General features: G+C 73.8%; 8 protein-coding genes and 1 pseudogene. 2 read left to right on the top strand and 7 right to left on the bottom strand.

Annotation, left to right across the window (positions count from 1 at the left end; all coding sequences use genetic code 11):
- Positions 1-182 precede the first annotated feature (182 nt).
- The 3 genes from AB0D10_RS45135 to AB0D10_RS45145 all read right to left on the bottom strand — a co-directional run bounded on the left by AB0D10_RS45135 (position 183) and on the right by AB0D10_RS45145 (position 3291).
- Positions 183-578 carry a transglycosylase SLT domain-containing protein gene (locus AB0D10_RS45135; RefSeq protein WP_360268617.1) on the bottom strand — a complete coding sequence of 132 codons (396 nt, stop codon included), beginning with the start codon at positions 576-578 and terminating at the stop codon, positions 183-185.
- A 620-nt stretch (positions 579-1198) separates the two neighbouring features.
- Positions 1199-1570: a DUF202 domain-containing protein gene (locus AB0D10_RS45140; protein WP_360268620.1), complete on the bottom strand. Its 372-nt coding sequence runs from the start codon at positions 1568-1570 to the stop codon at positions 1199-1201.
- Positions 1571-2073: 503 nt separating this feature from the next.
- On the bottom strand, positions 2074-3291 hold the full coding sequence (locus AB0D10_RS45145) for an alpha/beta fold hydrolase (RefSeq protein ID WP_360268600.1): 1218 nt from the start codon (positions 3289-3291) through the stop codon (positions 2074-2076).
- Between the two features lie 208 nt (positions 3292-3499).
- Between AB0D10_RS45145 and AB0D10_RS45150 the strand changes: the two genes are divergently transcribed.
- Entirely contained in the window at positions 3500-4057 is a 558-nt protein-coding gene (locus AB0D10_RS45150; RefSeq protein ID WP_360268603.1) for a TetR-like C-terminal domain-containing protein, read from the top strand.
- Between the two features lie 52 nt (positions 4058-4109).
- Here the strand turns inward: AB0D10_RS45150 and AB0D10_RS45155 are convergent.
- Positions 4110-4511, bottom strand: a pseudogene (locus AB0D10_RS45155) (transcriptional regulator); the annotation flags it as partial.
- A 294-nt stretch (positions 4512-4805) separates the two neighbouring features.
- Between AB0D10_RS45155 and AB0D10_RS45160 the strand changes: the two are divergent.
- Positions 4806-7202: a GH92 family glycosyl hydrolase gene (locus AB0D10_RS45160; protein ID WP_360268606.1), complete on the top strand. Its 2397-nt coding sequence runs from the start codon at positions 4806-4808 to the stop codon at positions 7200-7202.
- Between the two features lie 80 nt (positions 7203-7282).
- Here the strand turns inward: AB0D10_RS45160 and AB0D10_RS45165 are convergent, their stop codons facing one another.
- From AB0D10_RS45165 to AB0D10_RS45175, 3 genes are all read right to left on the bottom strand, one after another.
- Positions 7283-8212, bottom strand: a complete 930-nt coding sequence (locus AB0D10_RS45165; RefSeq protein WP_360268609.1) for a DUF1906 domain-containing protein — start codon at positions 8210-8212, stop codon at positions 7283-7285.
- A gap of 191 nt (positions 8213-8403) precedes the next feature.
- Positions 8404-9975 (bottom strand): sodium:solute symporter, encoded by a 1572-nt coding sequence (locus AB0D10_RS45170; RefSeq protein WP_360268612.1) that lies wholly within the window; start codon positions 9973-9975, stop codon positions 8404-8406.
- A gap of 397 nt (positions 9976-10372) precedes the next feature.
- Positions 10373-11131: a DeoR/GlpR family DNA-binding transcription regulator gene (locus AB0D10_RS45175; protein WP_360268614.1), complete on the bottom strand. Its 759-nt coding sequence runs from the start codon at positions 11129-11131 to the stop codon at positions 10373-10375.
- Positions 11132-11432: the final 301 nt, after the last annotated feature.

Below are 11432 nucleotides of genomic sequence, written 5' to 3' on the forward strand. Positions count from 1 at the left end.
CCGCCCCCGGGCCCGCGCGGTCCGGGCCTGCCTGCTGCCGGTCGCGGTGCTCGGCGGGCTGACGGCGGCGGTGCTGGTCCTCGGCGCGGCGCGGGACGGGCCCTCGTGGGTCACCCCGGGGGCACCTGTCCGACCCCCGGGGTGTGGGGACGGGAGGGGATGTGGGGGCCGACGGGGTCGGCTCAGTACCAGTGGTGGTTCTGCCAGAAGGCCCAGGCGGCGTTCGGGCTGCCGTAGCGGGTGTTCATGTAGTCCAGCGCCCACTTGATCTGGGTGGCCGGGTTGGTCTTCCAGTCGGCGCCGGCCGAGGCCATCTTGGAGGCCGGCAGCGCCTGGCCCAGCCCGTAGGAGCCCGAGCTCGGGTTGGTGGCGGTGACGTTCCAGCCCGACTCGTGGGAGATGATCTGGCTGAACGAGGCCAGCTGGTTCGCCGGGACGATCTGGGCGGCGATCGCCTGCGGGGAGGCGGTGGCGGCGTTGGCGGTGGCGGGCAGGACGCCGGCGCCCAGGGCGGTCAGACCGGCGGCACCGGCAAGAATCGCGGCAGAGGTACGCATACGGAGCTTGAAAGCGGGCATGTAGAACAGGACCTCGATCAGGTTGGGCCGCTGTCGCACCCCGCCTCGACCGTGGCCGGACAGGGGCCGAACGGTCGTGGGGTGTGACTCGGCGGTTAGCCGCACCCGGCGGGACAGGAGCCGGTGTGGCTGACGACGACTGCCAAGCTGCCAGACCGGATCGGCGCTCGCCAAGACCCCCTCGTTACGATCCGCGGTCGTAGCCGGAGGGGCCGCACCGGTTCGACGCCGGCCCGGCGATCGGGCCGCCCGGGGCGCTCCGACCCAACCCGGCCTGCGCGAACACTCCCCGCCGCGCCCCGGGGAGTGCGCGGAGCCGTCAGCACTATCGGCCGTCGTTTCCCTCGTCGGCGTGTGAGCGCACTCACCCGCCGGGCCTCGTCGCCGTCACCGACCGGTCCGCCGTCGGCACACCGCGTCAGCGACGGTCGGCCGCCGAGGGTGACCGCCGACACCACCCCGGCCGCCGGGTCCCCCCGGCCGGGACCCCCGGCCGGCAGGCAGCGGGAAGCGGCCTGCGGGAAGCGGGCTGCGGGAAGCGGGCAGCCAAGCCCGGGCCCTCGTCCGGGCCTGGCGGGCGGGGTGGAAGTGCTGCTGCGTGCCGGAGGCCGTCGGGCCGCTCAGGACGCCAACGCGATGACGGCGACGACGAAGCCTGTGAGCACGAACAAGGCCATGGTGAGCGAGAGCGCGGTGAGGCCGCGGGGCGGCGGGTCGGGAGCGTGGATCCGGGCCTCACGGGTGCGCCACTGCAGATGGCTCCCGGCGATCACTCCGGCCGCCAGGGCGATCAGGTAGGAGCCCAGCGCCAGACGCAGTGCGCTCGGCGTGATGTCGGTCAGTCTGACGACGGCGAAGGAGGCGGCGGGCAGGGCCAGCGCGGTCCGGGACCACGCCAGCAGGGTGCGCTCGTTGGCCAGGGCGTTCCGTAGGCCGGGCCCTTGCCCAAGCCACCGACTGCACCAGGGAGATGCCGTCGGACTCGCTCGGATTGCCGTCGGACACGACCGCGATCGGCAGTTCGCGTCCGTCGCGCTCGACCATTCCGATGCTGTTGATCACCCGCAGGCCGTCCACGTCCCGCGACAGCCGGCCGTTCTGCCATGACACGGGTTCGGGCGACCGGACCACCCGCACCGCCCTTGCCGGCGCCGGCCACCGCGGCAAGCCCCCGGGACTCACCACCTCGGGCCGGCCGCATACGCCACGGCCGGGCGGCGGCGGAGAACCGACGCGGTCAGGACGGCCCCTGAAGCGGCCGGCCGAGTACGGGTCCTGCGCAGCACGACGGTTCCGCCCTCGTCGGCGGCCCGGGATCGGGCCGGTACGGGAGGGACGTCGGGCAGCGCGAGTAGGCGGTCGACGGTCCGAGCAGCCAGGCGATCGACGGGCGAAGGCCCCACCGCCGGGCGACGGCCCACCGGGACGGCCCCGGCCGTCGGGCGGCCCCGGCCGTGCGGCGCCCCCGTCAGGCTGCGGACCGGGCCGCCCCCGGTCAGGCTGCGGGGCCGGCTGCCGGGGTCAGGGTGGTGTCGAGCCAGTCGAAGGTGACCTGCTGGAAGCGGGACATCGCTCCCATGTGGCAGTGCTCGCCCGCGCCCTCGGCCTCGGGGAGGGTGATCAGGGTGTGCGGGCAGGTCAGTGCGGCCCGGACGCGCTGGGGCTGGCCGCGGAAGAACTGGTCGTCCTCGGCGTCGAGGACGAGGGTGGGGCAGTCGATCAGGTGGGCGACGCCGTCGAGGGTGTAGGCGGCGGTGCGGCGGATGTAGTCCGCGACGGAGTCGGCTCCGAAGACCCACACACCGTTGCGCAGGGCCCAGCGGAGCTGGGTGCTGCCCTGCATGAGCAGGCTCGCGACGGGGTTGGCGAGGTCGTCGCGCCCGGCCTCGATCCACTCCCGCAGGAACGGCGGCATGACGCGGGTGTGGGCGTCGTGGTAGTCGTAGAGGCCGTCGTCCAGGACCAGGGCGGCCAGGCGGTGTTCGTGGGCGGCGGCGCGGGCGGTGAGGTAGCCGCCGAGGCTGTAGCCGAGCAGCGCGAGCCGGTCGGGGTCGGTCTCGGGACGGGTGAGCGCGTAGTCGACCACCGGGGTGACCACGGCCTCCCAGTCCGGACGGAGGACGAGTCCCTGCTCGCGCAGCGCCGCGCCCTGGCCGGGCCCGTCGTAGGCCAGCACGTTGTAGCCGCGCCGCAGCGCGGCTGCGCCGATGACGAAGTAGGCCTCCTCCAGGGTGGAGTCGAAGCCGCTGGTGAAGACGACGGTCGGGCGGGGGGTGCCGGAGTCGTCGACGAGGAAGAGGTACCCGGGCAGGCTGGTGTCCTCGTAGGGGATGCGGACGGCTTCGACGGGGGTGTCCATCAGCGAGGCGGCCGTCGCGAAGGTCTCGCGGGACAGTGCGGAGAGCGTATTGACCTCGGGGTCGTGGGCGGGGTCGGCGCGGCGGTAGAACTCGGCGGTGCGGTAGTAGTTCGAGGCGCGCAGCAGGGCTTCGCGGGCGCTGACCCGGTGGCCGGCCGTGAGGGCGCGGGTGCCGATGGCGTGGACGCGCTGCGCGGTCTTCTTCCACTCGCGCAGCCAGGCCTCCTCGTCGCCCTCGGCGATGTTGCGGACGGTGGTCAGGACCTCGCCCAGGTCGGCGCCGCCGTCGTTGGCGAAGCCGGCCGCGCGCAGCGCCTCGAAGGAGAACGACTCGTCCTCGTACAGGAATCGCATGGTGCACCCCAGACCGTTTGCCGAGACGGAACGGTTCCGTCTCGCCTTCGGGAACGACGATAGTCCGCACCTACCCGAGACGCAACCGTTCCGCCTCGTGTAGCTTCGGAGCATGCCCAGCTCCCCCGCCCCCCGGCCGTCCTCCTCCGCCCCCGTGCCCACGTCGGCCCCCGCGCCCGCCCCCGGGCGACGGCTCCCCGGAGGACCCGTGCTCCAGGACTCCGTGACCGAGGCGATCGCCACCGCCTTCTTCGAGGAACTGGCGTCGTCCGGCTACGCGCGGCTCTCCCTGGAAGCCGTCGCGAAGCGCGCCGGCGCCGGCAAGGCAGCCATCTACCGCCGCTGGGCGTCCAAGCTGGAGATGACCGTCGACCTGGTCTCCGCCGTCGCCGCCGACGCCTCCGGCAGCGCCGACACCGGGACCCTGCGCGGCGACGTCCTCGCCTTCCTCACCGAGGTCGCCGATGCACTGAACCGGCGGCTTCCGGCGAGGATCATCCCCGACCTGATCGCCGAGGGCGGCCGCAACCCCGAACTCGCCGGAGCACTCTTCACCACCGTCCGCGACACCCGCCGCGCCAAGGCCGCACAGCTCCTGGAACGAGCCGTCGCACGCGGCGAACTCCCCGCCGACGTCGACCGCGAACTCGCGCTCGACTTCCTCGCCGGCCCCCTCTACTGGCGCCTCGCGGTCACCCACACCCCGACCGCCCCCGACTACCTCGACCGGCTCGCCGACAAGCTCCTCGCCGCCTTCAGCGCCTGAGCCCCCCGCCGGGCGCAGCGCCCCCGGGCCGCCCGCACCCGCCCCCTCCCCGTCACACCCTTATCCGGGCGGGCAGGAAGCCGCCCGCCCGGCCGAGGAGGGCGACGGCCGCTTCGGAGGGGGAACCGGCGGAGGTGGTGCACACGACGAGCGCCTGGCCCGGTGCCGGGGCGATCGGCAGCGACTGCTGGGTCACCGTCAGCGCGCCGACCGCGGGGTGGTGCAGCCGGTGGGAGCCCCGAGCGCACGGCGCCACCCGGTGGTCACCCCAGAGCGCGACGAACTCCGGTCTCCGCCTGGTCAGTTCGCCGATCAGCCCGGCGAGCAGCGGGTCCTCCGGGTACCGGCCGACGGCGGTGCGCAGACTGCCGACCACCGCACGCGCCTTGGGCTGCCAGTCCGCGTACAACTCCCGGGTGTGCGCGTCCAGGAAGAGCATCCTGGTCAGGTTCGGTTGCCCCGCCGTCGAGCAGCCGGGCGCCGCACCCGTCCCGGTCGAGACGCCGGCCCGCCGGGCGCAGCGCCCGCATCGACCCGGGAGCCAGCGGGCGGGACTCCCAAGTCCGGTGTCACACCAGGTCCTTGAACATCAGGGCGCACATCGTCCTCCCCTGCCGCCGGAGCGACGGACGCGGGCGCGCGGACCGCCCTTCCCGGGGACACGCCGCCCGGCGCTGCCCGGTCCGCGGTCCGCGCGCCGCCACAATGCCCTGACGGACAGTCATCCAGGTGCCTTCGGGAGGTCGCCGTGTTCCGTCTCCGTTCCCTCGCACGGGCCGGGGTCGTGCTGCTGCTCGGGGCCACGATGCTGACGGCCGGGCCGGGCCCGCGCGGAGCGGCTGCGGCGGGCCCGGCGGCCGGGCGGCCCCCGGCCCACGTGGTGGTCGACGACCCTGCGGGCTACGTCAACCCGTATGTCGGCACCCGGGCGGACGCCCCGGACCGGGGTCACGGCGGCGGCGCCGGCAACACCTTCCCCGGCGCGTCGGCACCGTTCGGCATGATGCAGTGGAGCCCGGACACCGTCACCTACCAGCACGGCGGCTACACCTACGACGACCCGCGGCTGAGCGGCCTCAGCCTCACCCACATCTCCGGCGCGGGCTGCGGCGACTACGGCACCACCCCGTTCATGCCCGTCCTGGACGGCACGCCGACGGCGTCCTCCACGTTCTCGCACTCCGACGAGCGCGTTGCGCCCGGCGCGTACGGTGTCACCCTCGACAACGGCATCGGCATCGACCTGGCCGTCACCCAGCGGTCCGGCATCGCCCGCTTCACCTATCCGGCCGGACACACCGCCTCCCTCACCGTCGACGCGGGACGGGCCTTCAACGAGGCGTCGGGCGAGCTCACCGTCACGGGAAACACCCTCTCCGGGCGCACCGACGGCGGCGGCTTCTGCGGCACGTCCAACCGCTACCGGGTCTACTTCCACGCCGAATTCGACCGCCCCTTCCGTCGCGTCGACACCGGGAGCCTCCCGCCCGACTCCACCGTCTCCGGCAGCTCCGGCGGCGCGCCCGACGCCAAGGCGGTGCTCTCCTTCGACACCGGCCCCGACCGCGCGGTCACCGCCCGGGTCGGGATCTCCTTCGTCAGCGCCGAAGGCGCCCGTGCCAATCTGGCGGGCGAACAGCGCGGCGCCGGGCTGGCGGAGGTGCGCGCCCGCACCCGCGCACGGTGGAACGACCTGCTGGGCCGCATCGCCGTGGCCGGTGGCACCGCACCCCAACGGCGCGTCCTCTACACCGCGCTGTACCACGCGCTGCTGCACCCGAGCGTGTTCAGCGACACCGACGGCCGCTACCCGGGCTTCGACGGGCGCCTCCGCAACGCCCGCCCCGGGAGCGCCCAGTACGCCGACTTCTCCGGCTGGGACGTCTACCGCTCCCAGATCCAGCTGATCGCGCTGATCGCCCCCGACGAGGCCGCCGACATCGCGCAATCGATCACCGACCAGGGCGCCTCGGCCGGCTACTTCGACCGCTGGACGCTGGCCAACGGCGGCACCGGCATCATGGTCGGCGACCCGTTGCCGACCATGGCCGCCACCGTGCACGCCTTCGGCGCCACCGGCTTCGACGCCGCCCTGCTGCTGCGGCTGGCCCGACAGGGCAGGGACGACCCGCGCCAGCGGCCCGGCCACGAGGCCTACGACACGGCGGGATTCGTCCCGGCGGGCACCAGCGGGCCGGGCGCGTCCATGACGCTGGAGTACGCCACCACGGACTTCGCGCTCGCCCAACTGGCCGCCCGTCTCGGGGACTCCGCCGCCCGTGACGACCTGCTGCGACGCTCGGCGAACTGGCGCAACGTCTTCAACGGCACCAGCCGCTACGTCCAGCCCCGCGACGCGGACGGCACCTGGCCCGCCTTCAGCCCCGAGCAGCCCGACGACTTCGCCGAGGGGAACTCCGCCCAGTACACCTGGATGGTGCCGCACGACCAGCACGGACTGATCGACGCGATGGGCGGCGGCGCGGCCGCCGTGGACCGGCTCGACACCTTCTTCACCGAGCTCAACGCCGGCTCCCGCCTGCCCTACGCCTACCTCGGCAACGAGCCCTCCCTGAACACCCCCTGGGCGTACGCCTACGCGAGCCGGCCCGACCGCACCCAGGACGTGGTCCGGCGCGCCCTGACCACCCTGTTCACCGACGCCCCCGGGGGCGAGCCGGGCAACGACGACCTCGGCCAGATGTCCTCCTGGGCGGTGTGGGCGGCGCTGGGCCTGTACCCGCAGGTGCCGGGCCGGGCCGAACTCGTCCTCGCCAGCCCGCAGTTCCCCGCCGTGACGGTGTACCGGGGCAACGGCCCCACCATCGACATCACCGCCCCGGGCGCTTCCGACACCGTCCGGTACGTCCACGCGCTGGAGACCGACGGCCGCCCCAGCGGGCGTCCCTGGGTGAGCGAGGACTTCGTCCGCCGCGGGGGGACCCTCGCCTTCACCCTCGCCGACACCCCCGACCCCGCCTGGGGCAGCGACCCGGCGGACGCACCGCCGTCCTTCCCGCCGACGCCGACACCGGTTCCGACGCCGGTTCCGACGCCGACGCCGGTTCCGACGCCGGTTCCGACGCCGACGCCGGTTCCGACCGCGGCCTCGACCCCGGCACACCGGCCCGGCGGCACGGGGTGAGCCGACGGCCGCGCGGCCCGCGGGGCCACGGCGAGGGGGCGGGGCCGGTGCGGACACGGCCCCGCTGACGCCTGCGGGGGTCAGGAACCGCCCGCGACCGGGCCGTCGATCTGGTCGCGGTCGATGTTGAGGGTCACCCCGCCGTACGTCTCGTTGGCGCTGCCCCGGTACTGGTGGATCCGCTGACCGGCCCACAGGTCCTCGGGCAGTCCGGCCTGGCCGGTGGTGGTGGCCTTTCCGTCCCAGCGGGCGTACCAGAGCGCGTCCGGCAGCGGGGAGCGCCCGTCCTGGGCGGCGGCGACGATGTCCGCGACACCCGAGTTCATGCTGGAGTAGAAGCCCGACCGGTACCCGGCCTCGTGCAGGGCCCTGGTCCAGCCGGCGGTGAAGTCGACCACCGCCCGGCTGCACACCTCGTCACCCGTCGGGTACCCCTCCATGTCGAGGTACACGGGACTGCCCTGTCCCAGCCCGAGCGCCTGCAGCGCCGCCACCGCGTCGCCCGCCTCCTGCTCGCCCTGCTCGTCGGCCCGGCCCGGGTCAATCCGCAGCGGCTTGTCCGCTCGCTCGGCGCAGGGCGCCTGGAGCCCGACGTGGGTGGGCACCAGCTCCCACCCCATGGCACGGACCGCGGCGACCCACTGCGGCGTCAGCCGGTCCTGCTTGCAGCCGCGCTGGCCGCCGCTGCTGTAGATGTTGACCGCGCCGTACGGGGAGGCGGTGCGCCAGACGGACAGGGCCTCCAGCGGCGGCGCCGAGCAGGCGTCGAAACCGGCCCCTTCGAACCGGTACTCCGGCAATGGCTCGTCCGGCGACGGCGCACCCGGGCGCGGCTGCTCCGGTCCCGGTCCGGTGGGAAGCCACGGGAGGGAGGGCACGAAACCCGGCCCGGCAACGGGTGCGGGCCGGGTGGCGGGCCCCCGCGCGTCGGGGGCGAGCCCGTGGGCGGTACCGGGAAGCATGACCAGCACGGCCGCCGCGGGAAGGGCGGCCAGGGATGAGAGGCGCATCTCCCCGTTCTAGCCACGGCCCGCGGCCTCCCTCGTCTCGCCGGCGCCGTGGCGGACCCGTTCACCCGCATTCGTGACACCCCGGCCCCCGAACGGGGGCGCGGCAGCGGCCGCCGGTCCTGTGCCTGCCCTCAGACGTGGGGCCGTCAGACCTGGGGCCGTCAGACCTGGGGCCGTGAGACCTGGGACCGTCAGTCCTGTGCGGCGGCGGCCTCGGGCCGGCCGGCCGCGGCGACGGGCCGTACCGAGCCCTCGGGGACGCGCGGGCTGCCGGGGGCGCGGTGGAACAGGCTGCACAGGCCGCCGACCGCCAGGGTGACCACCACTCCGACGGGGACCAGCCACTGCGCCGCGATGGCGGTGGGAACGGTCCCCGCAGCCGTGGTCACGTCGATCTTCACCCCGCGCACGACGTAGGTCATCACCGCGACCGTGATCACGAACGCGAGGACGGAGTCGGCTTCGTTGGCACGCCGCACGAGACGCCCGAGCAGGAAGGCCCCGAGCAGTGCGCCGTAGGTGTAGCCGGCGATGGTGAGGCCGGTGAGGTAGACGTTGCCGGTGCTGGTGCTGAAGGCACAGGCGAAGACGGCCATCAGCACGGCCCACACCAGCGTCATCACGCGGGCGAGCCGGAGGAGGAACTCCTCGGAGGGCGCGCGCCGGAAGAAGCTGTGGATGATGTCGGCGACCGTCGAGTTCGACATGGAGTTCAGGGCTGAGGACAGTGAGCCCATCGCGGCGCCGAGGATGCCGGCGACGAGCAGGCCGGAGACCACCACGGGCAGTCCGTGCAGGACGAAGTCCGGGTAGAGGTTGTCGGAGCTGCCCAGTCCGAGGTCCTTGAAGCTCCTGCCGTCGTTGTAGGCCCACAGCAGGGCGCCGACGAGGGAGAACGCGGCGAACTGGACGGTGACGAACACGCCGGAGGCGATCATCGCCTTCTGGCCGTCGCGCAGGGTCCTGGTGGCGAGGACGCGCTGGACGATGAGCTGGTCGGATCCGTGACTGGCCATGGCGAAGATCGCACCGCCGATGATCGCGGTCGGCAGGGCGAACGGGCTGGTGAGGATGTGTGCGAGGCCGAAGTCGGTGTCGAAGAGCCTGAACCGGCCGGCGTCCAGGGCCCGCGTGTAGCCGTCGGCGCCGACGTGGCCGGACAGCACCGCGATGGCGAGGAGGGCGCCGCCGAGGTAGAGGCCCATCTGGACGGCGTCGGTCCAGATGACGGCCCGGATGCCGCCGAGATAGGTGTAGACGACGGTGATCAGCGTCAGCACGACGATGATGGTGCGGTAGCCGGTGTGCACGCCGAACTCGCCGAGCAGCAGCTTGATCGGGATCGCCGAGGCGAACAGGCGCACGCCCTCGGCGAGGAGCCGGGTGACGACGAACGTCACCGAGGCCAGCCCCTGGAGCCTGGGGCCGAACCGGCTGCCCAGGTACTGGTAGGCGCTGACGAAACCGCCGCGCTTGTACAGCGGGATCAGCGCGGTGGCCACGACCACGCGGCCGATGACGTAGCCCAGGGCGAGCTCAACGTTCCCGAAGCCCTGCCCCCCGTAGGCGCCGCCCGGCACGCTGATGACGGTCAGCACACTGGTCTCGGTGGCCACGACGGAGAACGACACCGCCCACCACGGCATGTGGCCCTCGCCGACGAAGTAGTCCCTCGCCGTGCGCTGGCGGCCCGCCAGCCGCAGACCGAGCACCGCGACGGCGATCAGGTAGACCACGACCACGACGAGATCGAGTTGACGCATGCTCACTCTCCTCAACGACGAGCGGGGGCTGAGGCCGGGGCCAGGGACCGGGACGGTCCGTCTCCGGGCAGCGACCACCCACCGGCCCCGCCCGGACTTGCCCGTGATGTCTCCCCACACGACCTCGACGGCACACCCCGACCATCATCGGCAAGCCCCTCCCCCGCGCCACACGGTCCGCCGTCCGGCCCCCGGGATCGCCGCGCCCGGCGGGCCGGACACAGGGCGTCGCACACGTCGCCGACGGGGTGGTCCGCCGGGTCGCGGCCCGACCGCCCGGCAGGGTTGCGCCGGTCCGCCGCCACCGGGCCTCGCCCGACCGCCGGCCGGCGGCCGGCCCTCCCCGGCAGCCGTGCCGGCCGGGCGGACCGGGTCAGGTGTCGGACCGCGCCTCGGGTCAGGCCCGGTGGATGCGCACGCCGCAGTCGGCGACGGCCCGCTCGTGGGCCTCGGTGAGTTCGTCGTCCGTGACCAGGTCATGGACATCGGACAGCGGGCAGATCGAAGCGAAGGTGACCCGGCCCACCTTGGTGCTGTCCGCCAGTACCACCGAGCGCGCGCTGCGCCGCAGGAATGCCCGGTCGGTCTGCGCCTCCATCTCGTCGTGCGTGGTGCAGCCCTCCTGCGCCGTCAGGCCGTCCACCCCGATGAACGCCACGTCGAAGTGGTACTGCGTGAGCATCCGGTCCGCGGCCGGGCCGACCAGCTCATAGCTTGCCGATCGGGCCAGTCCGCCGATCACCACCAGCCGGACCTCGGGGCGCACGATCAGCTCCGCGGCGATGTTCACGGCGTTGGTCACCACCGTGAGTCCGCCCCGCTCGCCCAACACACGGGCCAGCTCCGTCGCGGTCGTGCCACCGGTCAGCCCCACCACGGCGCCGTCCGGCACCAACTCGGCTGCCGCCCGGGCGATCCGCCGCTTCTCCTCCTGCCGCGTCCCGCTGCGGTGCCGCAGCGGCAGCTCCAGGTTCACGGCCCCGGTCACCGCGCCTCCGCGCGTGCGCTGCAACAGTCCCTGCTCGTGCAGCTCCTGCAGGTCCCGCCGCACCGTCGCACCCGACACGCCCAGCAGCTCGGAGAGCACGTGCACATCCGCACTGCCCACCTCGCCGATGTGGGACAGGATCAGGGTCGCGCGATCAGCTTTGAGCATGGCGGGATTCTAGCGTCACCACCGGGACGGCTGCCCGACCTGGAGGTATTCCTGGCATCGGGCACAAGGCGCCGCAGGCATCCGACTGTTCAGAGATGAGTACAATCGCCGGACTTCAATCATCAATACGCGGCCTTGCGCAACCCGGCCGCGCGGCCACGCACCGAAGGGTGATCCCATCCCATGACCGCGGAGGACCGTACCGTCCTGGCCGGCGCCCGACTCGTGCTGCCCGGCGGTGTCGTGGAGGACCACCGCCTCATCGTCGAGGGAGACCGGATCTGCGCCGTCACGAACGGCA

The organism is Kitasatospora sp. NPDC048545, from assembly GCF_040651155.1.
Lineage (GTDB): Bacteria > Actinomycetota > Actinomycetes > Streptomycetales > Streptomycetaceae > Kitasatospora.